Source organism: Enterococcus innesii, from assembly GCF_022846515.1.
In the GTDB taxonomy this organism is placed as follows: domain Bacteria; phylum Bacillota; class Bacilli; order Lactobacillales; family Enterococcaceae; genus Enterococcus_D; species Enterococcus_D innesii.
In genome coordinates this window covers 2,685,339-2,708,015 of the sequence record NZ_AP025635.1, presented here as the reverse complement: position 1 = coordinate 2,708,015, position 22,677 = coordinate 2,685,339, and the positions used below count along the sequence as shown (strand labels likewise).

Annotated in this window: 19 protein-coding genes; 9 read left to right on the top strand and 10 right to left on the bottom strand. The window is 43.4% G+C overall.

What is annotated here, in order from left to right; translation table 11 throughout:
• The first annotated feature begins 23 nt into the window (after nt 1–23).
• From nrdH to nrdF, 3 genes are all read left to right on the top strand, one after another.
• Complete coding sequence (gene nrdH / locus ENLAB_RS12635) at nt 24–248, top strand: glutaredoxin-like protein NrdH (RefSeq protein WP_005225182.1); 225 nt, start codon at nt 24–26, stop codon at nt 246–248.
• A 97-nt stretch (nt 249–345) separates the two neighbouring features.
• Nucleotides 346–2,505: a class 1b ribonucleoside-diphosphate reductase subunit alpha gene (nrdE, locus tag ENLAB_RS12630; protein ID WP_008377092.1), complete on the top strand. Its 2,160-nt coding sequence runs from the start codon at nt 346–348 to the stop codon at nt 2,503–2,505.
• A gap of 97 nt (nt 2,506–2,602) precedes the next feature.
• The gene (gene nrdF / locus ENLAB_RS12625; protein ID WP_005225180.1) at nt 2,603–3,568 is read left to right on the top strand and encodes a class 1b ribonucleoside-diphosphate reductase subunit beta; all 966 of its coding nucleotides are present in this window, start codon (nt 2,603–2,605) and stop codon (nt 3,566–3,568) included.
• Nucleotides 3,569–3,627: 59 nt separating this feature from the next.
• On the opposite strand, the gene ENLAB_RS12620 is transcribed toward nrdF, so the two are convergent.
• The 6 genes from ENLAB_RS12620 to ENLAB_RS12595 form a co-directional block, all read right to left on the bottom strand.
• On the bottom strand, nt 3,628–4,683 hold the full coding sequence (locus tag ENLAB_RS12620; RefSeq protein ID WP_244351379.1) for an alpha/beta hydrolase: 1,056 nt from the start codon (nt 4,681–4,683) through the stop codon (nt 3,628–3,630).
• Between the two features lie 90 nt (nt 4,684–4,773).
• Nucleotides 4,774–5,490 carry an MIP/aquaporin family protein gene (locus ENLAB_RS12615; protein WP_005225178.1) on the bottom strand — a complete coding sequence of 239 codons (717 nt, stop codon included), beginning with the start codon at nt 5,488–5,490 and terminating at the stop codon, nt 4,774–4,776.
• A complete protein-coding gene (gene glpO, locus ENLAB_RS12610) occupies nt 5,483–7,312 on the bottom strand; it encodes a type 1 glycerol-3-phosphate oxidase (RefSeq protein ID WP_244351376.1) in 1,830 nt (609 codons plus the stop codon). Before glpO ends, ENLAB_RS12615 begins: the two co-directional genes overlap by 8 nt.
• A gap of 3 nt (nt 7,313–7,315) precedes the next feature.
• Nucleotides 7,316–8,836, bottom strand: coding sequence for a glycerol kinase GlpK (gene glpK / locus ENLAB_RS12605; RefSeq protein WP_086293308.1), 1,521 nt, complete (start codon nt 8,834–8,836; stop codon nt 7,316–7,318).
• Nucleotides 8,837–8,967: 131 nt separating this feature from the next.
• Nucleotides 8,968–10,410, bottom strand: a complete 1,443-nt coding sequence (locus ENLAB_RS12600) for an AcpB/EbpR/MafR family transcriptional regulator (protein WP_244351374.1) — start codon at nt 10,408–10,410, stop codon at nt 8,968–8,970.
• The gene (locus tag ENLAB_RS12595; protein WP_223080499.1) at nt 10,400–11,707 is read right to left on the bottom strand and encodes an NAD(P)/FAD-dependent oxidoreductase; all 1,308 of its coding nucleotides are present in this window, start codon (nt 11,705–11,707) and stop codon (nt 10,400–10,402) included. Before ENLAB_RS12595 ends, ENLAB_RS12600 begins: the two co-directional genes overlap by 11 nt.
• Before the next feature lie 136 nt (nt 11,708–11,843).
• Between ENLAB_RS12595 and ENLAB_RS12590 the strand changes: the two genes are divergently transcribed.
• Entirely contained in the window at nt 11,844–12,659 is an 816-nt protein-coding gene (locus ENLAB_RS12590) for a DUF92 domain-containing protein (RefSeq protein WP_244351372.1), read from the top strand.
• Nucleotides 12,660–12,790: 131 nt separating this feature from the next.
• On the opposite strand, the gene ENLAB_RS12585 is transcribed toward ENLAB_RS12590, so the two are convergent.
• A complete protein-coding gene (locus ENLAB_RS12585) occupies nt 12,791–14,461 on the bottom strand; it encodes a glycoside hydrolase family 43 protein (protein ID WP_244351371.1) in 1,671 nt (556 codons plus the stop codon).
• Nucleotides 14,462–14,660: 199 nt separating this feature from the next.
• Between ENLAB_RS12585 and ENLAB_RS12580 the strand changes: the two genes are divergently transcribed.
• The 3 genes from ENLAB_RS12580 to ENLAB_RS12570 all read left to right on the top strand — a co-directional run bounded on the left by ENLAB_RS12580 (nt 14,661) and on the right by ENLAB_RS12570 (nt 18,197).
• Complete coding sequence (locus tag ENLAB_RS12580; protein ID WP_244351370.1) at nt 14,661–15,560, top strand: helix-turn-helix domain-containing protein; 900 nt, start codon at nt 14,661–14,663, stop codon at nt 15,558–15,560.
• 254 nt (nt 15,561–15,814) lie between these two features.
• Nucleotides 15,815–17,023, top strand: coding sequence for an MFS transporter (locus ENLAB_RS12575; protein WP_244351369.1), 1,209 nt, complete (start codon nt 15,815–15,817; stop codon nt 17,021–17,023).
• Nucleotide 17,024: 1 nt separating this feature from the next.
• A complete protein-coding gene (locus tag ENLAB_RS12570) occupies nt 17,025–18,197 on the top strand; it encodes a glycoside hydrolase family 5 protein (RefSeq protein WP_244351368.1) in 1,173 nt (390 codons plus the stop codon).
• A 79-nt stretch (nt 18,198–18,276) separates the two neighbouring features.
• Here ENLAB_RS12570 and ENLAB_RS12565 read toward each other — a convergent pair whose 3' ends face one another.
• The gene (locus ENLAB_RS12565) at nt 18,277–18,987 is read right to left on the bottom strand and encodes an MgtC/SapB family protein (RefSeq protein ID WP_008377072.1); all 711 of its coding nucleotides are present in this window, start codon (nt 18,985–18,987) and stop codon (nt 18,277–18,279) included.
• Between the two features lie 231 nt (nt 18,988–19,218).
• Nucleotides 19,219–19,920, bottom strand: a complete 702-nt coding sequence (gene nagB / locus ENLAB_RS12560; RefSeq protein WP_005225171.1) for a glucosamine-6-phosphate deaminase — start codon at nt 19,918–19,920, stop codon at nt 19,219–19,221.
• A gap of 228 nt (nt 19,921–20,148) precedes the next feature.
• Here nagB and ENLAB_RS12555 point away from each other — a divergent pair, with 228 nt between their 5' ends.
• Nucleotides 20,149–21,312 (top strand): epoxide hydrolase family protein, encoded by a 1,164-nt coding sequence (locus ENLAB_RS12555; protein ID WP_244351366.1) that lies wholly within the window; start codon nt 20,149–20,151, stop codon nt 21,310–21,312.
• A 124-nt stretch (nt 21,313–21,436) separates the two neighbouring features.
• Here the strand turns inward: ENLAB_RS12555 and ENLAB_RS12550 are convergent, their stop codons facing one another.
• Nucleotides 21,437–22,039 carry a LysM peptidoglycan-binding domain-containing protein gene (locus ENLAB_RS12550; RefSeq protein WP_016611944.1) on the bottom strand — a complete coding sequence of 201 codons (603 nt, stop codon included), beginning with the start codon at nt 22,037–22,039 and terminating at the stop codon, nt 21,437–21,439.
• A gap of 234 nt (nt 22,040–22,273) precedes the next feature.
• Here ENLAB_RS12550 and ENLAB_RS12545 point away from each other — a divergent pair, with 234 nt between their 5' ends.
• Nucleotides 22,274–22,663: a DUF1093 domain-containing protein gene (locus tag ENLAB_RS12545; RefSeq protein ID WP_005237494.1), complete on the top strand. Its 390-nt coding sequence runs from the start codon at nt 22,274–22,276 to the stop codon at nt 22,661–22,663.
• The last annotated feature ends 14 nt before the right edge of the window (nt 22,664–22,677 follow it).

The window sequence follows — 22,677 nt, the reverse complement described above, 5'->3', positions numbered from 1 at the left end:
ATTACAACTCGGAGGAAACAATTATGAATATCAAACTATTTTCTAAAAACAACTGCATGCAATGTAAAATGGCGAAACGCTTTTTAAGTGAAAATCAGATTGCCTTTGAAGAAATCAATATCGATAATGAGCCTGAAGCATTAGAATTTTTGAAAGAACAAGGATTCCAAAGTGTGCCAGTCATTACCTCTGATGCGCAAACGATCATCGGTTTCCGTCCAGATCAACTACGTCAATTAGCGAGCTAAGATTTTTCTCAATGTGATGCTTTTGAGGGATTTGTCAGTCGTCCAGACCGCAAGTCCTTTTTTATACGAACAAAACAAGAAAAGAGGTTAGCCATTTATGAGCTTGAAAGAAATCAAAGATGTCAGTTATTTCAAATTGAATAATGAGATCAACCGTCCAGTAGATGGTCAAATTCCATTAAATAAAGACAAAGAAGCCCTAGCGGCATTCTTTAAAGAAAACGTTGAACCAAACACCTTAACCTTTGCGACTGCAATGGACAAAATCAATTATTTGATTGAAAATGATTATTTAGAAGAAGAATTTATCAAAAAGTACCGTCCTGCTTTTATTGAGGACTTGTATCAATTCTTAGACGAGCAACACTTTACTTTCAAATCATTTATGGCTGCTTACAAGTTTTATTCACAATACGCACTAAAAACCAATGATGGTACCGCGTATCTAGAACGTTACGAAGATCGGGTCGCTTTCAACGCCCTTTACTTTGCGGATGGCAATGAAGAGTTAGCCATGAGCTTGGCAGATGAAATGATCTACCAACGTTACCAACCAGCAACTCCTTCTTTCTTGAATGCAGGACGCAAACGTCGCGGTGAATTGGTTTCTTGTTTCTTGATCCAAATCACTGATGACATGAACGCGATCGGTCGTGGGATCAACTCCGCGCTGCAACTTTCACGGATCGGCGGCGGTGTCGGGATCACATTATCAAACTTGCGGGAAGCCGGCGCGCCTATCAAAGGCTACGAAGGTGCAGCAAGTGGTGTGATGCCTGTAATGAAATTGTTTGAAGATAGCTTCAGCTATTCAAACCAATTGGGTCAACGGCAAGGGGCTGGCGTGGTCTACTTGAACGTCTTCCACCCAGACATCATCAGCTTTTTATCAGCGAAAAAAGAAAATGCGGATGAAAAAATCCGTGTCAAAACCTTATCATTAGGCGTGATCGTACCTGACAAATTTTACGAATTGACGCGTAAAAATGAAGAAATGTATCTCTTTAGTCCCTACAGTGTCGAAAAAGAATATGGCGTACCCTTCTCTTATGTCGATATCACCAAGGAATACGACAACTTAGTTATGAATCCACGGATTCGCAAGACTAAAATCAGAGCCCGTGATTTAGAAAATGAAATTTCTAAATTGCAGCAAGAGTCTGGTTATCCTTATATCATCAATATCGATACCGCAAATCGCAGCAACCCAATTGATGGCAAGATCATCATGAGTAATCTTTGTTCCGAGATCCTTCAAGTCCAAGCACCATCTGAGATCAACGGCAAACAAGAATACGAGGTTTTAGGAACAGATATCAGCTGTAACTTAGGTTCCACCAATATCGTGAACTTGATGGACAGCCCTGACTTTGGGAAATCTGTTCGAGCAATGACTCGTGCCTTGACCTTCGTTACTGATGCGTCTGACATTGACGTGGTACCATCGATCCAAAATGGGAATGCCTTGAACCACACGATCGGTTTAGGCGCAATGGGCTTGCATACCTATTTTGCAAAAAATCAAATGGAATATGGTTCACCAGAATCTCTTGAATTTACTGATCTTTATTTCATGTTGTTGAACTATTGGACATTGGTTGAAAGCAATGCCATCGCCAAAGAAAAAGGCGAAGTTTTCCATAACTTTGAAAAATCAGCTTATGCAGATGGCAGCTACTTCACCGATTATATCCAAGGTGACTACCAACCAAAATCGGAAAAAGTCAAAGCATTGTTTGAAGGCGTCTTTTTACCAACTGGTGAAGATTGGGCAGCCTTGGCACAAACCGTCAAAGAAACCGGCTTGTATCACCAAAACCGCCTAGCCGTTGCACCAAATGGTTCGATCTCTTATATCAATGATACGAGTGCCAGCATCCACCCAATCACTCGGATGATCGAAGAACGCCAAGAAAAGAAAATCGGCAAGATTTACTATCCAGCACCTTACTTGAGCAATGAGACGATCGGCTACTACAAATCAGCCTACGATATGGATATGCGCAAAGTGATCGATGTTTACGCAACTGCTCAAAAACACGTCGATCAAGGGATGAGTATGACCTTGTTTATGCGTTCAGATATTCCAGAAGGTCTTTACGAATGGAAAGAAACGACAAAACAAACCACCCGTGATTTGAACATCTTGCGTCACTACGCTTTCCACAAAGGCATCAAATCGATCTACTATGTACGGACCTTTACAGATGATGCAGAAGAGATCGGCAGCAACCAATGTGAAAGCTGTGTCATCTAATCCAACTTTTGCCTGAAAACGAACTAACCGCCTGCCCCTGCTCTTTCTTGACAGCGGGTCGGCTGTTGTCTTGATACGATTATTGGAGGAACCGACTATGGGTAAGACTTACTATGAAGCAATCAACTGGAATGAGATCGAAGATATCATCGATAAATCCACTTGGGAAAAATTAACAGAGCAATTCTGGTTAGATACGCGGATCCCTTTATCAAATGACCTTGATGATTGGCGGACGCTATCACCATTAGAAAAAACGACGGTAGGCTACGTCTTTGGCGGTTTGACCTTATTAGATACCGTTCAATCAGAAAGCGGTATGGATCAACTGCGTAAAGATGTCCGCACCCCACATGAAGAAGCGGTCTTGAACAACATCCAATTTATGGAATCTGTCCATGCAAAAAGTTATTCATCGATTTTCAGCACCTTGAATACAAAAGCGGAGATCGCTGATATTTTTGAATGGACCAACACCAATCCATATTTGCAAAAGAAAGCCGAACGAATCAATGAGATCTACAAAAATGGGACACCGTTAGAGAAAAAAATCGCCAGTGTGTTTCTAGAGACCTTCTTATTCTACTCAGGTTTCTATACACCCCTTTACTACTTAGGCAATAACAAACTAGCGAACGTAGCGGAGATCATCAAATTGATCATTCGTGACGAATCCGTTCATGGCACGTATATTGGCTACAAATTCCAATTAGGTTTCAACGAATTACCAGAAGACGAACAGCAAAAGCTGAAAGACTGGATGTACGACTTGTTGTATGAGTTGTATGAAAACGAAGAGCGTTATACCGAAGAATTATACGATGAGATCGGCTGGACCGAGGAAGTCAAAACCTTCTTGCGTTACAATGCCAATAAGGCTTTGATGAATCTAGGACAAGACCCACTTTTCCCAGACACCGCCAACGATGTCAATCCAATCGTCATGAACGGTATTTCAACTGGTACCAGCAATCACGACTTCTTCTCACAAGTTGGGAACGGGTATCTGCTCGGTTCCGTAGAAGCGATGAAAGACGATGACTACTTCATCGGACTTGATTGATTTGCTTACAAATAAACACCTTGTTTCTCGCCAATAGAGAGTGAGAAACAAGGTGTTTTTTAGTGAGCCAGCTGGTCTTTGATAAAGGTCAACGTTTCTGTCAAACAGGCCTGTGCTTGCGGCAAGCTATAATCAAATTGGTATTCGTGGGTCACTGTTTCCGAATTCCCTTTGTAAAAACGACTTGTCACGGGAATATCAAGAGCTTGCAGCTGGTTGGCAAAGGCAATGCCTTGGTCTTCAAAGGAATAGGCGTTGCCATCAGTAATATACGTTGGTGGAAAATCAGCCGTCAATTTATCCACCAGTGAGATCTCCTGCAGTTGGGGACTATCTTGCCATTCTTTTTTGCCTAATAACGACCAAGCCACCGTTTTAACAAAGAATTTCATAAAACGATCATCCGAAGAAGTTCCAACGATCTGCTTCAAATCAAGGGGGCCGCAATAGGAAATAAACCCTTTCAGGGCCGATGCAGGAATGTCTTGATCAAAGGACATTTCCTTCGCATACGCTGGATTGGTTTGCAGCGCCACATATTGCCCGGCAATTTGGGCACCTGCAGAATCTCCACCGAAGAAGAGTTGATCGAAATCAAGCATGGAGTATGCTTGGGCATCTGCTTTGATCGAGTCAACCGCTTGGGCTAACTGTTTGACCTGTCCCGGATAATGCAGACTTGGTGCCCATTCATAATTAATCGAAATCACAGCGGCTTTGGTTTCATCGACGACATAGGTCGCAAACTCTTTGACGCCTTCTTTGTCTCCCCCGACATAGCCGCCCCCATGGACCCAAAAAATGACTGGAACAGGGCCTTGTGCCTCTTTGGGATAATATAAATCAAAGGTACTGCGTTGATAATCCGATTGATACGTCAAGTCCTGTTTGACCGTCACATTCGGCAAACTTTTTTGATAAGCTGCCTCATCCTTGATGGTCACTTCTTGGTTAAACAGATGACCGATCAAAAAAGCCCCCGGTCGTGGGGAGAGTTGAAAAGCCAGAAAAACGGCAGCTAAGAGTCCGATCAGGACAATCGCCACCCACATGAAAAAGCGCAGAATTTTTTTCACGCAAAAGCTCCTTCCTTCGTTCTGTTTCAGCTTTTTCATTTAACCATGTTTTTTTAGCAAATTCAATGACAATCGCTAAAGATTAAAAAAGGATGATACCAATAGGCACCATCCTTAAAATAACATCGTTTATAATGGCAACATCATAAACAAACCAGCTGCGATCGCTGCACCGATCATTGGACCGATGATTGGTACTAACGCATAGCCCCAATCGGAAGTCCCTTTGTTTTTGATTGGTAAGATTTGGTGAGCGATCCGTGGTCCTAAGTCCCGTGCCGGGTTGATGGCATAGCCTGTTGGTCCACCAAGAGACAGTCCGATCGCTAAGATCAAGATCCCAACAACGATGGGATTTAATCCATCCGTAAAGGTATTGGCACCAAAAGCCAATAAGCCAAAGACTAAGACAAAGGTACCAATTACTTCAGTGATCGTATTCGATACTAAATTACGAACTGCAGGCCCTGTTGCAAAGGTGCCTAAAATCGCGCCTTGGTCTTTTGTTTCATCCCATAATGGCAAGTAGTTGAGCCAAACGAGGATTGCCCCTACGATCGCACCAGCAATCTGCGCCAGCATAAACGGTACAGCTAAGCTCCAAGAAAAATTCCCTGTCATCGCCATGCCTAATGTAACGGCTGGATTCAAGTGAGCAGGTCCCATGTACCCTGAAACGTAAACGGCAATCGTTACCGCCGTTGCCCAGCCCATCGCGATCACGATCCAGCCAGAGGCTTCTGCTTTACTCTTTTTCAGATTGACAGCCGCACACACGCCATCCCCTAACAAAACCAAAATAGCCGTTCCTAGAAATTCACTAAAGATCTGGGTTGTCTCATTCATCTTTTTTTCCTCCTTTTAAGGCTGTTAAATCTGATTCTGCGATCACTTGGTTCAATTCTGCTACATGGGCTGCTTTTTCTTCCTCGTCCCAGCCAAAGAAGTCGGTCATAGCTGCAACGACGCCGGCTTTGACTTCATCTAAGGTATCTCGCATAAATAGGATATGGTTGGTCCGACGCAATAGATAATCGACAGGCGTCAGAACCATTTCTTCATGCAAGGAATAGTTCAAGGCAGTGCTTTCTTTTTCATCTAAGCCCTCAAACTTCGTCTTGTAGTTCAACACTTGGGGAAGATTCGACCCATAAAGATGAGCCAAATACGTCGCATCTGCTTCATTGAACCCAGCGGCTTGCGCTTGGTCAGCCAGCTTCGCTAATTCTTCCTCTACATTGGCTGCATCAAGCTCCCCACCAGAAACTGGGTACGTGGTTGAATCCACTAACTCGAAGGAAGCACCGCTTTCTTGAAGCAATTCATTGATCCGTTTGACTGCTCCTTCCGCCATCAAACGATAGTCGGTGATTTTTCCGCCTGCCAACGTCAATAGTCCGTCTTTTGAGCGTTCCAAACTGCTGCCGCGAGAAACTTGCGATGGATCCACTTTGCTGGCTTCTACTCGTTCTTGCGCTTGTTTTACAGCTTTTTCTACAACTGGTCGCTGCCGCTCATCTGCAAGATATTCTTTGACGCTTTCAACGATCTGCTCAAAGCTTTCATCCGATAGTTTGCCTTTACCGCCGCCATTGTAATCCGAACCACCATTATTCGTAATCAATGGACGTAGACCAGCCCAGCTCGCTTCGATATCATCAAGGGTGATTTGTGCATGTGGAAAGCGTTCATTCACGATGGTCAGTAGATAATCGACATCTTCTTGTGTGACCGTCGGATGGGCAAAATCGCCTGTATAGTCCGTATCGGTTGTGCCAAAATAGGTCTTGTTTTCTCTTGGAACCACGAAAACCATCCGACCATCATTTTTCCCATTATCAAAATAGGTTGGTTGCGGCACTTTTAGTTTTTCCCGATCGACCACTAAATGGACACCTTTCGTCGGACGCATTTGTGGCGGCAGCTCATCATTCTTGTCTAATTGACGAACGATGTCTGACCAAGGGCCGGTCGTGTTGATCACGACTTTGGCGTGAACCTCAAAGCGCTCGTTTGTCAGTTGATCCTCCACTTCTACCCCATTGATGATGCCTTGCTCATCATGTAAGATGCCGACGACTTTGGCTTTACTGATCATTGCTGCCCCATCGGCTTGTGCTCGTTTGATGTTTTCGATCACCAAGCGGGCATCGTTGTTGCGAAAATCAAGATAGACTCCACCACCAACTAAGTTTTCCGCCTGCAGCTGTGGTTCGCGTTCTAAGACCTCTTCTTTCGTCAACAGATAATTTTCGTATTTACTGCCTGTCACATTTGCTAAGCGATCATAAAGATCCATCGCCACTTTGACAGAAAACAAAGAGAAGGTTGCCCCCGGTTCATCGTAAATCGGTAAAAGCATCGGATCTGGTTTCGGGATATGGGGAGCAATTTGTTGGACGATTGCCCGTTCCCGCACGGTGTCAGCGACCACTTCCACGTCAAAGGTTTTCAAATAACGAATACCGCCATGAACGAGTTTCGTGGACCGCGAAGACGTCCCTTCGGCAAAGTCTTGCATTTCCAAAAGAACCGTCTTCATCCCAGCGGCTGCGGTTTGAACAGCAACCCCTGCGCCAGTGATCCCACCACCGATGATCAATACATCATAGGTGGTCTTTGCCGCTTCTTGAATGGTTTGCTTCCGATCTTTGTGAGAAAAGGTCATGGCTTACTCGCCTTCTTTCTTCGCTTTGAATTTGAAGGTCTGAGTAGCCGCCACCGCTTGTTTCCAACCTTCGTACAAATTGTCTCTTTCTTCTGCTGGCATTTCTGGCGTAAACATTTGCCCTTCTTCTGCCATTGATTTCAATTCATCCAAGTCTTTCCAGAAGCCAACCGCTAGCCCTGCCAAGTAAGCTGCACCTAATGCGGTTGTTTCCAGATTCGCTGCTCGTTGTACGTCAATGTCTAAAATGTCCGCTTGGAACTGCATCAATAAATCGTTTTTGGCTGCCCCGCCATCGACTTTCAGCAATGGGATATCGATACCGGAATCTTTTTTCATCGTGTCGATGACATCTTTTGATTGATACGCAACAGCTTGCAATGTTGCCCGAACAAAATCTTCCTTCGTCGTCCCACGAGTCAAGCCAAAGACGGCTCCTCTTGCATCTGAATCCCAGTAAGGCGCACCCAATCCAGTAAAGGCAGGCACCACATACACTTCATTATCACCTTTTGCTTTGGCAGCTATTTCTTCTGATTGTGGCGAAGTCTCGATCATGCGTAGACCATCCCGCAGCCATTGGATCGCTGATCCAGCAACGAAGATACTTCCTTCTAAGGCATAATAGACTTTGCCGTTGATACCATACCCGATGGTCGTCAGTAGGTCATTGTCAGACAATTGTGGTTCTTCACCCGTATTCATGACAATAAATGCCCCAGTGCCGTAAGTATTTTTGATCATACCTTTTTCAAAGGCCATTTGTCCAAAGAGGGCGGCTTGTTGGTCTCCAGCCATTCCGGCGATTGGTACTTCACTGCCGTAAAAATGGTAGCTGCGGGTGTGACCATAGACTTCTGAGTTGCTTTTGACTTCTGGCAACATCGAGCTTGGAATGTTCAAAAGATCCAAGATTTCTTGATCCCACTCTAATTTATGAATGTTGTAAAGCATCGTCCGACTAGCATTGGAGTAATCGGTGACATGGACTTGCCCATCTGTCAGTTTCCACACAAGCCATGAATCGATCGTTCCGAAAAGTAGCTCGCCATTATCCGCCTTTTCTTGTGCCCCTTCGATATTGTCTAAAAGCCAGCGCACCTTGGTCGCTGAGAAATACGCATCAATGACTAACCCAGTTTTTTCATGAATCATCTCTGTATGGCCATCTGCTTTTAATTGGTCAGCGATCGGTGAAGATTGGCGGGATTGCCAAACGATTGCATTTGCGATCGGCTGGCCTGTCGTTTTGTCCCAAACCACTGTCGTTTCACGCTGGTTAGTGATCCCGATGCCGGCGATTGCTTCTGGTCGGATACCTGATTCAATAAATGCCCCTGCGATGACTGATTGGACAGAGTTCCAAATTTCATTGGCGTTGTGTTCTACCCAACCCGATTTTGGAAAGTATTGCGGAAACTCTTTTTGTGAACTGCCGATTTTTTTCCCGTTACGATCAAAAATAATTGCTCTTGAACTAGTGGTTCCTTGGTCGATCGCCATTACATAATTTTTTTCTGCCATTTGATTCGCTCCCTTTAGTTTTTTATACGCTCTTCTTGTTAGCGCTTTCTGACTTGCTTTTATTTTAGCCGAACTTTCGCTATGTGGTTCGTCAATTTTTTTTCAAATTTCTAATAAATTGACGAAATCCACTATTGAAAGCGTTCGCGGATCATTTTTTTGATCGTTTCCCGATCATAAGCGGTACCTAGTTCACTGATTCGATAAGTCGGTGTTTTCGTCTCGATAGCATAATTTGCCAAGATCAAATCATATTCTTGTTCCGGGCGATAGCGTTCCACGACTACGCCATTCAAATTTTTGAGATACAGCAGCCACATGTAGTAGAGGGCTTCTTTAAACAGTTCATCCATTTTCAAAGCGATCCCGACGCGAAACTCCCGATTGATTTGATAATCGATGATCGTGATCACGCTCAAGTATTTGACCATCGTCATCATCAACAAACTATTTTTATCAGATGGCTTGATATCAAGCTCTGCTAAAGCCTTATCCAATAGTTCGTGACTGATTTGCTGGATGTTACGACTGGATAGCTGCGCTTCTAACTGCCAAATATTTTCTCGATCAAAAACCTCCACATCCCCTTTGAAAAAATACACGCGGCTGTGGATCTGCAGCAGGTGACCATAACAAGTGGCTTCGATTTCACGGGGAACAAACGATGGGCGGTAGAGATGCAAAATATGTTCCAAAATCAAGGTATCCGTCAAGGCAGTTGGCGTAAACCGAGAACGCTGCAGCATATACACTTGCAGATCGTGTTCTGATAACACCGAGAACGACAGTAAAAAGACAAAGTGCAGCATCGCCTCCTCTTCTCTGACTTCTAATGCATAATGGCCAAACCCACGAAATACTAACTCCCGTAATTGCTGAAACAAAGGATCTTTCGTGTAGGGTACCATTTTCTCCCGTAAGACTTGAAAGGATTGAGTAGTAATTTTCAGTCGCGCCTTCATGATCCTCAGCCATAAGGACAAGCGCTGTTGGGCTTCTTTCGTAAAACGCATGTTCAGGCCGCGAGTGATCAGACCGACATATTTCTCATCGATCGGCAATGGCTGACTGTCAAAAGAATGAACATACCAAAAGAGTTCAAAATAGAAATAACGAATTTGCGTTTCTTCCCCAATCAGCTTTCCTTGCCAGATCTCTAACTCGAATTCTGCTAGCAAGCCATTTAGCTCTTTGATTTTGCGAAACAAGGATGACTCGCTGACCGCTAATTTTTGTGCCAGCTGGACAGTCGTCACTTCTTGATGTTGTAAAAGATGCTCGAGAATTTGAAATTTCAATGCCGAACGATAAAATGCCCATTCAATTTGGTTAAGAGAAAAGGTGGGACTCATTTCAAAAACCAGTGAACCATTTCGGTAATACAATCGACACTGCTCTTGGTAGTGAGCCAGCTCATCTTGCAACTCCTCCACATATTTTTCCAAGGAAGGCTTACTGATACCAAGATAGCTCGCCAGCTCGTGCGTCTCCATTTTTCCGCCCACCAGTAAAAGCTTTTTGAGCAGCTGCAATTGCTTTGCTTCTTTTTTTTCTAATAACTGATCAAGTCTCATCGGCATCACTTCCCGACCATATGAAGGTTTGATCCAACACATTCGTGAACCGTGGATGGAAGAAAAAGTCTTTTTGGGTCAGCTCCTCCATCGTTGCCTGCTGCTCGATCGCAAACGCTAGTAAATTGATTTTTTCCAAAATATTGGCTTTTGATAATAGCTGCGCACCAACGATTCGGCCGCTGGCTTGATCGATCATCACTTTTCCATGAACCTGCGTCGAATCAAAAAGGGAAGCGGCAGCCGTAAAAGTGTGACAGACGATCGGGGATTCATAGAAAAACTGATCCGACTCGGTCAAACCAGTACTGGCTAAATACCACTCAAACAATTGTGTACCGACTGTCCGCAATCCACCACGAAAAGGAGTTGTTTTGCTTGCTAGATTGCGAGCTGCCGCGATCCCTGATCGAACAGCATTGTTGACTAAGGGCATGTAGACCGTATCTTTCGTAATAGCATTTGGAATTTGAATCAAATCGCCGACCGCAAAAATATCCGTGGCAGAAGTTTCCAAGTAGGCATCTGTCCAGATGGTTTGATCACTGTGTAATTCAAAGACCGCAAATGCCTCTGGCAAGCGAGGATGAACGTTAACTGTCGTCAATACAAGGTCACTTTCATAGCCTTGATCGGCGGTTTCGATCCGAAAGCCTGTTTCCGTTTTAACGACTGCCAAGGTTGGCTCCGACCAATGCAGCTGCAAGTTGGGGCTTTTTTCGATCTCCGTTAAAAAGGGCTGCAAAAAATCGCGATCAAAGTACTTGAACAAAGGATATGACATTGATTCGATCACACTGACTTTTTTTCCGATCGCAGTCAAGGTATTCGCCGCTTCCATCCCCGCTTGACCAGCACCTACGATGGTAATCGACTCTGCTTGGGGCAATTGCTGCAAGAAATGCTTCGCTGCTTCATATTCTTTGTAGGTCAGCAGTGCTTCTTCTGGTTGCGGCAAAACAGTGGAATCCTGACTAGAGCCTGCTGCCAAGACGAGTCGATCATAACTTAGTTCTCGCTTATCCGTTCGAATCCGATGATCCGAAGGAAAGACTTCTAGAAGGGTTTCTTCTAAAGCTACGTCGATCGTTTCTGCCTCCAGCTGCTCCTTCGTACAAAAGAATGCTTCTTCCAGCGAAGCGATCCTGCCTTCGATCAGCAATAACAAGCCGCTTGGAACAAACCCAAGATGGGCTTTTTTTTCTATCAGTAGAATCTCTGCGTCAGGGTATAATCGACGTGCTTCACGGGCGCAGCTGACACCACCAAAAGACCCACCTATAATTATGATTTTCATTGGATCACCTCTCTCCTTTAGCTTAAATGAAACGCTCTCATTTGACGAGTAAAAAGCTATCTCCCTTACTATTTTTTTGTTAACTGCGATAAAATAAATGAGACCTATGCTACACTATACGCAAAGGAGTGTTCAAATGGTTTTCTTCTATCAATTCATGCTGGGCTTGTTTGCCAGTACATTCGTTGCAGCGGCAGCATTCATCTTTCAGTGGCTGACTATTTCTGGCGCACTGGCTGCGATTCTTTGCGGCACACTAGTCATTGGCTTTGGTCCGTGGTACAGCATCTTTTTGATTGGCTTTTTCTTTGCCAGCTCTGGCATCATTGGTCTTTTAAAGAAAATGCGCAGTCAGCCAGAGTCAGCTGTGCTTGCCAAAGGTGCTCGCCGTGATGCAAAACAAGTCTTTGCGAACATCGCACCAAGCATCTTTGCTCTACTGCTTGCCTTTTGGACGAAAGAACCGCTATTCCTTTGGGGATTTGTGGCGGGAGTCGCTAGCTGTACGGCTGACACTTGGGGCTCAGAAATCGGCGTGCTGAGTCCAAGTGCACCGCGTCACTTACTAACGGGAAAAAAATTACCACCGGGACTTTCCGGCGGTGTCAGTTGGTTGGGAACTGCCGCTTCCCTAGCAGGGAGTCTCGCCATCACTGGTTTATTCGCAACAGCTTTATGGTTGAACGGCAAGCCGTTCTCCTTTGATCTCTGGTTGACCTTGACTGTCTTAGGCTTTTGCGGTAGTCTTTTGGACAGCTTACTAGGCGCAACGATTCAGGTGCGCTATCAATGTCCTGTCTGTCACCAATACACCGAAAAAAAAGTCCACCACGACGTTGCGACCAAGCAAGTCGGCGGTCTTTCCTTTGTAACGAATGAAGGGGTCAATTTGCTGACTTCAATCGTGATCGTTATTGTATCGGTCTTGCTAACTGGTTCTTTTTTCAAGTAATCAGGCAATCCACTGCGATGACAATTCCTTCATACAAAAAACCTTCGAGAGCTACACGTTTGTGTTTCTCTTGAAGGTTTTTATTTGTTTAGTGAAAGTATGATACGGTGCTCACTCCATAAGGAGCCTGATTAAGACGCAGGCGAATGATTCGTCACTTTATAATAAGCAAAATCAGCATAGGATTGATGTTGATGTGCATCCACGGCACCAATAAAAGTAAACAATCCTGTGAAGCCACCTATTTCTCCAGGCATTCCATTAACTCCTTCATCAGATAAGTAAGCCACTGACAGATCTTGGAGCAAAATTTGCCAAGTCTCTTGTTCCTCTAATCGATAGTAGACATTTGCGATCCCGTGGTCGTATCCAATTTTCAGCTGAATATTTCCTTCGGGAACGATGACGCGCGTATTTACATATTCGATCCTTTGTCCTAATTTTGCTTGTAAGAGAGTCAAATAAGGACATCGCTTTTCTTCTGAATAGGTAACATGAGCATATAACCAATTGTTTGAATCATAATAAAGCCCAAGTCCTGCTGTTTGTGAATAATGGTTCGGTTGAAACTCCAACAAGGTCTCCACCTCATAGGTGAAAGAGGTTGCTCGTGTTGCCATGATGGCAGGATTCATCTGTGAAAACAAGGAATTGCCCCCATAGATCCGTAAGAACCCCTGCCGCTTTTGCGTACTGACCCATGACTGATGCTGTTGGCGATACGGTGTCATAAATTCTAACAGATACTGCGGCTCTTGAAATGAATCAAATAAATCAGTGTTTGGTTCATTGTCAATTGGAACACCAGCTAATCCTTTAAAAGTCATTTTTGCCAAATTGCTTCCATCTTCCATTTCCAACCAATTGTCCTCGGTCCAGTGCATCCTTTGAATAGAAGCTTCTCTTCCAAGAGGATTCAACAGCTGCCCCTCTAAGGGTCTTGCCATTAAATGAGCCATGAACCATTCATCAGTATGGGTATGGACGAGCGAACCATGTCCTGCTTTTTGCATCACTGAATGAGGATTGACCATTTCAAAATGCCCAGCATCAGGGTCGCCCAAAGAAAACAGATGCCTTGGAGAAGAAGTAAGGATCGGTTCGCCTGAAGGATGTGCTTCATAAGGGCCAAAAATAGTTTCTGCGCGACCGACTTCCACGCCATGAGCATAGCCCGTGCCTCCAGATGCCAGCAATAAAAAGTACGCCCCTTGATGCTTGTAGATTTGGGGTGCTTCCGCACACCCTCTGGTGGTGAATCCTTGCGTTACGCGATGCCAAGGGGACAGTAATTTACCTGAAGGCAAGTCGATCTCCGCAAGAACGATATGCCCCGGCGCTTGATAACCTTCTCTTGTTTCCCATTCCAAAATCGTTAAATAATGCCGCCCATCCTCGTCATGAAACAGCGCTGGATCAAAGCCAATTGAGGTAAAATAAATCGGTTCTGACCATGGTCCTCGGATGTCAGTCGCCCAAATGGCATAGGAATCAGCATTAAATTCACGTCCTGCCATGTTGACCATATGTGAATACGCCAGCCAAAATCGTTTTGTTTGTGGATCATAAGATAAATGCGGTGCCCAAATACCAGCTGGTGTATTGGTTCCACGTAAATTCACTTCTTCATTGTTCAAGGCATAGCCAACAAGTTGCCAATTCGCAAGATCCTTTGATTCGAAAAGTTGAATCCCAGGTGTCCAATGGAAGGTTGAAGTTGCGATATAATAACGCTCATCCACACAAATGATAGAGGGATCAGGCGCCATTCCAGGAATAACTGGATTTTTGATGATTGTCATAAGCTTCCTTCCTATTCTTAACTTTTTATTCGTTTTGCAACCAAACGACAGTTTTTTTATCATCGTTTGCAGGCGAATGCGATAAAGTGAAACCGTTTTATTTGGTTGCTACATTTATCTTACGAAACTTTTAGGGTAGAATGAATATCAAAAAAAAGCCAATACTTACCATTTTTCATTTTTAAGGAGGTCGTTCTGAATGAACCCAACACCTAAATGGCTAGAGCAGCTGGTCAAATTGCCCGATATCGATATCAATTTAAAAACCTTTGGTGGACACAAGCAACGTGTTTCCCAAGGATGGTGTGCACCGCAAGAGACCCACTTTGCTTTTGAGATCATGATGATCATTGATGGAGAGCAGCGCACAATATTTGAAGGCAGGCAGTTTGATTTTGTGGCAAATGATGTGATCCTGATACCGCCTGGTACCGCTCATGAAAATACTTGTCTCGTAGCAGAAGGTTTAGAGTATTTTTGTATGCATTTCGATCTTGATGATCCTGAGATTCAGCAACAGTTGTTGATGTATTGTCCTTTACTACTAAAAAAGACAAATCCCGCTTACCAAGCGATCGTTGCGATCCTTCAGCAATACATTGCGTTTTTGGCAAGCGGATACTTTGGAATGAAAGAAAAAATCGCCATTGAGATCTTACTGTTAGAACTGATGCGTGCCTTACTAGACTATGTCGAAGATGAAAAAAATCAGTTAGCGCATACAGATAACACTTCCCTTGTTTTAGCAAAAGCGATCGCAGAATCGATCCAACAAAATTTTCGTACGTACACACAATGCCCAACGGAAGAAAACAAGGCCTTGCTTTCCATGAGTTATACAGCCAATTCATTGAACATTAGTAATAGTACGATGCTGACGGTTTTCAAAAAAGTTTATGCTAGTAGTCCAAAACAGTACTTAGATCAATTACGTTTCAACCAGGCAAAATTCTATCTCCATCAACCCAAATTGACCATCGCCGAAATCGCAGAGATCATTGGCTATCAAAATGCCGCCCACTTTACGAGACAATTCAAAAAATGGGCAAATATATCGCCGAATAAATACCGTAAGTTCCAGTTAGAAGCAACAAAATAAGTAATCGACAAATAATAATTCGAGAAAAGCGACTGCTACTTCTTCCTCTGAGGATGCGAAAAAAAGCTTTTTTTTCGCATAATAAATGAAAAATGGTAAATTTCCCCTTTTTTTTGATATTTCAAGTCCTGTCTGCATTCTTTATGATTAATACCAAGAAATCGTTTGCAGGAATAAAAATAGTTAGTTGCAAAATAGCAAGATGGGAGATATTCTCAGCACACTTGCTTTGCACTACATTAAGGGGAATATGTATGCTTTCAGAAAATTCAATGTCAATCAAAAGTCGGTTGCCGTTAAAAATCGGAATTTTGAGTCTTTCATTGGTCGTACAAGCTGCTGGTGCAGTAGCAGCAGCCGTACCTTTTATTATGAACGATTTTTCTGACCGAACCACCGCACAAGTCCAATCTATTTTGACACTGCCATCAATGGCAATCTTGATTTTCATTCTGCTAAGTTCATGGTTTATCAAAGCACTTGGCAAAAAGCGAACGGTCTGTTTAGGCTTGATGATCGCTTTAGTCGGTGGTATCTTACCGGCATTTACAATGAACTTTGGCTTGATTTTATTTGCCCGTATTTTGTTTGGCGCAGGTCTGGGGCTCTTTAACTCAATGACCGTCTCCTTGATCGGCGACAACTTTACAGGTGCCGATCAAAAAAACTTATTAGGTATTCAATCAGCCGTGATGACTTTAGGAAATAGCCTAGCAACGTTTGCTGCGGGCTTACTGTTAACGATCTCGTGGCAAGCTTCATTCTTAGTGTACTTGGTCATCTTACCGATTCTGTTTCTTTTTCTTTTCGGTTATCGTAACGTCAATGAAAATCCAGTTGAAACAACGCAGTCATCAACCATCGGTACAAAAAGAAGAAAGCTGCCATTAAGCGTAACTTTAGGTATTTTGACTCTCTTTTTATTCTTCATTAGTTTGATGGTCGTCATTACTTCTTCCGCACTACTGATTCAAGAATTGGCGCTGACGAATCAAGGCTTTCTTTCCACCGCACTAGCGATCGCCGGTATTTTTAGCAGCTTGGTCGCATTAGCTTTTGGTCAAATCACCAAATTATTAAAGCGCTTTACACCAGTTGTCGTCATCAGTTTCGCAATGGTTGGTTTTTTCACGATAACTTTAGCACCTACGATGACCGTCTTTTTCATTGGTCTATTAGTGGTTTATCTTGCCAATCTTGTAGTTCCTTATGTATACAGTGTCATTCTTAGCGATGTAGATCCAGAAGCCAATAACTTAGTTGTTTCTTTGGCAATGGTCGCTTGTAATCTTGGTGCTTTTTCCTCCCCCTATGTCATAAACTTTATCAGTCAACTGTTTGGCATGACAACGGCGGTCATGCAAGTCAGAATCGCTGCCGGAATCATGGCAATCATTGCTCTGATTTTTCTATTTCTCGCTTTCAATAAAACAACCACACCTATTAGTAAGGAGGAACTATAAGATGGAACAAAAACTTAGAGGCGTCAACCTAGGCGGTTGGCTTGTATTAGAAAAATGGATGGCACCTAGTCTCTTTCAAGGAACACCTGCCGATGACGAGTATTATTTAGCCTATGATCTACCTGAAGCTGAATACCAAGCACGGCTGTTGATTCATCGTGAAACATTCATCACTGAAGCTGATTTCTTGCGCATTTCAGCAGCTGGCTTCAATACCGTTCGAATACCTGTCCCTTATTTTATTTTTGGTGATCGTGCCCCCTTTATTGGCTGTATCGACTATTTGGATAAAGCCTTCGCTTGGGCGAAGGCTTATGACCTAAAAATCTTGATCGATCTGCATACCGCTCCCTTCAGCCAAAATGGTTTTGACAATGGTGGTCTCTCGGGTGTAGTCAGATGGGCACAAATGCCCGAAGAAGTGGCGTTCGAATTAACGGTCTTGGAACGTTTGGCGAAAAGATATGCAGATCACGAAGCATTGTGGGGCATTGAAGTATTAAACGAACCGATCACAGATGGTGAAGTATGGCACAGCATGAATCCCATGGATCGTTTTCCACCTCGTGATCTTGCGTTAGCAAAAGGTAGTGCACCGATCTCTTTAGACTTTTTGAGAACTTTTTATCAAGATGCCTATCGAAGAATGCGTAACTATTTAAGCGATGACAAAGTGATCGTCTTTCATGATGGCTTCCAATTGCATGCTTGGAAAGAGTTTTTCACACAAAACGATTTTCACAATGTCATGCTAGATACGCACCAATACGTTATGATGGCAGAAATGGCCGGCACAGAGCAATCCTTGGAAGCATACATGTCTTTCATTGATGGCTTAGCCCAAGAGATCGCCACGGTTGCACAATATGTCGAGGTTTTTGTTGGAGAATGGTCCTTGTTCAACTCCTATGCTGTTGGTACAGATACCAAAGGCGGTATCAATCCCACACAAGAGGAATTCAGTAGCAACCGTAGTTTGACAAAAAGTGAATTAGAAGAAGTTTATCAAACTTTGTGGCGTGCTTCAATTACAGCTTGGAACCAAGGAGCCGGACATATGTACTGGACCTATAAGTTATCCATTGATACGATCAATGAGCCTGCTTGGTATGGCTGGGATTCCTGGGATGCTAGTCGCTCTATGGCAAAAAACTGGATCGATCCACGTTTCTAAAACACAACAAAAAGCGAGATTGGAACGAAGCAAACGGTACCTGTTTGCGTTACGTTTCAATCTCGCTTTTTTGTTGCTTTTAAGCAATATCCACTAAGCGGATCTTCGTGACATTTTTGTAGACAGACAATTCTTCGATCACTTCAGAAAAGCCTAGTCCTCGCGGGAGATCAATCGTATAAATGTTGGTATAAATGCGATAGTCTTCCATGAATTTGACATCAAAATTGACATCTTCGATCACGATATTTTTCTCTTGGAAGTACTCCGTCAAAAACTCTTTGGTCTCGGTGCGGTGGATGTACTGGATTTCTAATTTCTTTGCTGTTGGTACGCGGACGATCCGCTTAACGATCGTCAATGCAAAGAAGATCCCGATAAAACTGCTTAATGCGATGGTGTAAAAGCCCATCCCGATGGCAATTCCTAAACCGGCGATCGCCCATAAGGAAGCAGCCGTCGTCAACCCCGTCACCGAGCGCTTCGTCACAATGATCGTTCCGGCGCCTAGAAAACCGACCCCGCTGACGACTTGCGCAATCAATCGTGCTTCGTCCGAACGAATCACGCCTGCTAAATCTGGATGATCCAGCGCATCTCGCATGGCACCTGTGGCGATCTCCACTTGGATCAAAGCAATGACACAAGCCCCCATGCAAACCAAGATATGGGTTCTAAGACCAGCTGGTCGGCTTTTGTACTGCCGCTCGTACCCAATCGCGCCACCCATGACCATCGCCAACAGCAACCTCAGTGCTACTTCAGGAATGGATAAATGCATATCAACCATTTGCATCCCTCTTTTCTTCGTATTCTCTCTTTTAACTATAGCATCTCTGATGGAAAAAAGGAAAAAACATCGCTAGAGCGGCCAAATAAAAAAAAGCCTCCTCAGAAATAAGCAAGATAGATCCGAACCATCGCTCGCAGCTGCGCTGGCATTACTGCACAAGCGCAGGGGGAAGCTGCAAGGATGGCGCGTTTTCCTTCTGACTTATTTCTGAAAAGGGCTGATTTTGTTTTACAGGTTGCTGGCAGCAGCCTCATCGATGATCACGATCACGTCATCATGCTTTTGTAAAACTGAAGCTGGTAATTCGTTGGTTACGGGTCCTTCGATCATTTTTTGGATTGCATCCGCTTTGACTTCGCCAAATGCCATCAAAATGATTTTTTTGCTTTGCATAATTGAACCGATTCCCATTGAAATTGCCGTCGTCGGGACGTCTTCGACTTTATCAAAGTAGCGTTTGTTGGCATTGATGGTCGATTCAGTCAAATCAACGACTGAGGTCGTTCCTTCAAAGGATGCACCAGGTTCGTTGAAGCCGATATGTCCGTTTTGACCGATACCCAAGATTTGGATATCAACTGGGTGATCCGCAATCACGCTATCGTAGCGTTGGCATTCTGCTTCTAAGTCTTCCGCTTTGCCGTTTGGTACGAAGGTTTCTTTGAATGGTTTTTTATTGAATAAATGAGCATTCATGAAGTAGCGATAGCTTTGTTCGTCTTCGCCGCCTAGTCCTACGTATTCATCTAAGTTGACTGAAGTCATTTCTGAAAAATCAACTTCACTGGCAGTCATTTCTGCATAAAGGGTCTCTGGCGTGCTTCCTGTTGCTAAACCTAGCACCTTGGCGCCATTTGCCATACCTTCTTGTATCAATTCAAAAGCTTTCTTTCCGCCTTGAGCAGCATCTTTAACGCGAATAATTTCCATGATCAGCGCTCCGTTTCTATTTGGTATAGTCCAATAATACCACAGGTTGTGTTTGATTACAATAATTAGTCTAGACCAGATGACGATTTTTACTATTTTGATAGCCGAATCTGTCTTCTTCATCCTAAAAATCAGGTTCAATTTTGACTCAATAAGCGAAAAACTGTAAAAAGAACATACGTTCATGTATCCTAATTCTTAACAAGTACATTTTTATTAGGAGGTCCCATGGAAATTAGCCCTTTTGAAGTACGGATTTCAGAAAAAGCATTAAGTGACTTAAAAAAACGCCTGGCGCTAACAAGGTATCCCGATGAACCCGCCAATGCTGGCTGGAATTATGGTATTCCTTTAGATGATATGAAAACGATTATTTCTTATTGGCAAGACGAATTTGATTGGCGTAATGCAGAAAAGAGAATAAATGCTTTTGCCAATTTCACAACTACGATTGATGGAATTACGATTCATTTTATTCATGAACGTGGGCATGGTCCCAATCCAACACCATTGTTGATCCCCCATGGTTGGCCGAGTTCTATTTATGAGCTTTTGGATTTGATTCCCTTCCTAACTGATCCAGAATCCTTTGGTGGTTCACCAGAAGCTTCTTTTGATGTCATCATTCCTTCGATTCCTGGACATGGATTTTCTGACATCCCAAAAGAGGGACATTTTGAAGATCGCAAGGCTGGGCAGATTTTGTTAAAACTTATGAAGAGGTTGGGCTATGATCAATTCGGAATTCATGGTTATGATTTAGGAGCAAGTATCGCCGGTCTCCTATGTTTGGATCACCCAGACAATGTGATTGGCTACCATACCACCTCACCGGGAAACCCTAGTCCTCTTATAACAGATGAAACGCCTATGAGCACAGCAGAAACAGAATATTTGGCACTTTGTAAACGTTGGTATGCAAAAGAAGGTGGCTATGCTCATAGTTTAAGTACAAAACCACAAACGTATGCTTATGGACTCAATGATTCACCTGTAGGTTTAGCTGCCTTCATTATTGAAAAATGGCATTTATGGTCAATGCAGAATGAGGAAGACACCCACTATCACTTTGACTTGGACACACTCTTAACCAATGTGTCTATTTACTGGTTCACCGAAACGATCAATTCTTCAAATCGCTTCTACTATGAAGGCCAATATACACAGTGGCCTAACCAATTCGACCGTTCATTTGTACCTTTAGGTGTTTTACTAACTTCCCAAGCTCATGAACGTCCGCCAAAAGAGTACGTAGAAAGACTTTTCCCGAAGATCCTTCGTTGGGAAGAGCTTAACACTGGTGGGCATTTCGCAGCTGCTGAATGTCCAGCTTTGCTTGCGAGCCATATCCGCGCTTTCTTTTCTACAGTAACTGATACAACAAAGGAGTAAATAAAAAAAGCTGTGCCCTAAAAGTTGATGGGCGCAGCTTTTTTAGCGTCTGCGACGAGCTGTTCAAAACTAAATGCTCGCTTCAGTTATAGTATAGTAGTTTTTTCGATCAAGTTTTACTTGCTTACCAATTCGTATAAACATCAATACCGCTATGACCAACACCTGTGTCATAGACTTTATAGGCACCTAAGGATGATTGACCAGTCGAACCTTTCGGTTGATTGTCGCTGGCAACAACGATGTACCCATCGGCATCACGGATGGTCCCGTCTGATGCTACATGTCGTCCAGGGATGTTCAACCCGCCTCCTGGCAAGACTTTTTGTGAGTAGTACGATTCTCTCACACCATTGAAGTAGTTGATACCGTCCACTGGATTCAAGACACCAGAACCAGCACCAGGAATGCTTGAACGGGTTTGACTCACGTTAGCAGTCGCTGTAGATTCACTTTTTTCTGTGCTTTCTTTCGTACTTGTTTCTTTGTTTTCTACTGATTGGCCATCGTTAGAAACCAACAATGTTTCGCCATCAAAAATCATATTTGGATTTTCGATCGAATCATTCAAAGCTAAAAGATCTTCGACCGTTGTTTGATAAGTAGCAGCGATCCCAGATAGGGTGTCTCCTGGTTCGACAACATGGGTTTGTTCTGCTGCTGAAACAACTGTTCCTCCAACGAATAAACCAAATCCTGCAACAACTGTAAATGCAAATTTTTTCAAATGAAAAAACCTCTCTTTTGATTATTTGTCCCGCTATCGGGCACAAGTAAGAGAATAACATTACAATATTGCAAGAAGGTTTCAGAAATATTTTTCATTATCACAATTGTTAAACAGAAAGTTACAAGCTTTTTGTTGATAATCAGTAAACTTACAATATTGTTATCCATTTCGATGAATGATTTTGGCTCCATCATGCTATAGTAAACCCAGTAATTGAAAGGATCGATGCACATGAAAAAACTACTTTTGACGCTTGGCGTTTTGATTTTAGCAGTAGGTGGCTACTTTGGCTATACGTACTATACAACAACTTATCAAGGGATAACGGCTTATGCCATCACGCCCAACAAAGTCCCAGAAAAGACCCAAACGTACAGCGATTCCGGTGAAAAAATCGATGGCTCCTTTACGTATAAGTACACGTTTGAGTTTGTTAAGAAAAACGGCGAGAAAGAACTCATGACCTATGATCTTTCTGGTGAAAATGTGAAGCCATTCGCGCCAAATACCTTAGTCAAAGCAGAGATCAGTAAAACCCGTGTCATCTCGGGTCCCAATGAAGTCCCTCAATCAGAAGTCCCAGCAAAAATACTGTCTGAGCTGGAAACCTTTGACGAATAAAGACTTCTTACAAG

Bases quoted from the DNA above. Each gene is read 5' to 3' on its own strand.
- ENLAB_RS12545 (WP_005237494.1), top strand. From the start codon at position 22,274: ATGAAAAAACTACTTTTGACGCTTGGCGTTTTGATTTTAGCAGTAGGT.
- nrdE (WP_008377092.1), top strand. From the start codon at position 346: ATGAGCTTGAAAGAAATCAAAGATGTCAGTTATTTCAAATTGAATAAT.
- glpO (WP_244351376.1), bottom strand. From the start codon at position 7,312: ATGACCTTTTCTCACAAAGATCGGAAGCAAACCATTCAAGAAGCGGCA.
- ENLAB_RS12555 (WP_244351366.1), top strand. From the start codon at position 20,149: ATGGAAATTAGCCCTTTTGAAGTACGGATTTCAGAAAAAGCATTAAGT.
- ENLAB_RS12570 (WP_244351368.1), top strand. From the start codon at position 17,025: ATGGAACAAAAACTTAGAGGCGTCAACCTAGGCGGTTGGCTTGTATTA.
- nrdH (WP_005225182.1), top strand. From the start codon at position 24: ATGAATATCAAACTATTTTCTAAAAACAACTGCATGCAATGTAAAATG.
- ENLAB_RS12595 (WP_223080499.1), bottom strand. From the start codon at position 11,707: ATGAAAATCATAATTATAGGTGGGTCTTTTGGTGGTGTCAGCTGCGCC.
- ENLAB_RS12575 (WP_244351369.1), top strand. From the start codon at position 15,815: ATGCTTTCAGAAAATTCAATGTCAATCAAAAGTCGGTTGCCGTTAAAA.
- nrdF (WP_005225180.1), top strand. From the start codon at position 2,603: ATGGGTAAGACTTACTATGAAGCAATCAACTGGAATGAGATCGAAGAT.
- nagB (WP_005225171.1), bottom strand. From the start codon at position 19,920: ATGGAAATTATTCGCGTTAAAGATGCTGCTCAAGGCGGAAAGAAAGCT.
- glpK (WP_086293308.1), bottom strand. From the start codon at position 8,836: ATGGCAGAAAAAAATTATGTAATGGCGATCGACCAAGGAACCACTAGT.
- ENLAB_RS12620 (WP_244351379.1), bottom strand. From the start codon at position 4,683: ATGAAAAAGCTGAAACAGAACGAAGGAAGGAGCTTTTGCGTGAAAAAA.
- ENLAB_RS12580 (WP_244351370.1), top strand. From the start codon at position 14,661: ATGAACCCAACACCTAAATGGCTAGAGCAGCTGGTCAAATTGCCCGAT.
- ENLAB_RS12585 (WP_244351371.1), bottom strand. From the start codon at position 14,461: ATGACAATCATCAAAAATCCAGTTATTCCTGGAATGGCGCCTGATCCC.
- ENLAB_RS12590 (WP_244351372.1), top strand. From the start codon at position 11,844: ATGGTTTTCTTCTATCAATTCATGCTGGGCTTGTTTGCCAGTACATTC.
- ENLAB_RS12600 (WP_244351374.1), bottom strand. From the start codon at position 10,410: ATGAGACTTGATCAGTTATTAGAAAAAAAAGAAGCAAAGCAATTGCAG.
- ENLAB_RS12565 (WP_008377072.1), bottom strand. From the start codon at position 18,987: ATGGTTGATATGCATTTATCCATTCCTGAAGTAGCACTGAGGTTGCTG.
- ENLAB_RS12615 (WP_005225178.1), bottom strand. From the start codon at position 5,490: ATGAATGAGACAACCCAGATCTTTAGTGAATTTCTAGGAACGGCTATT.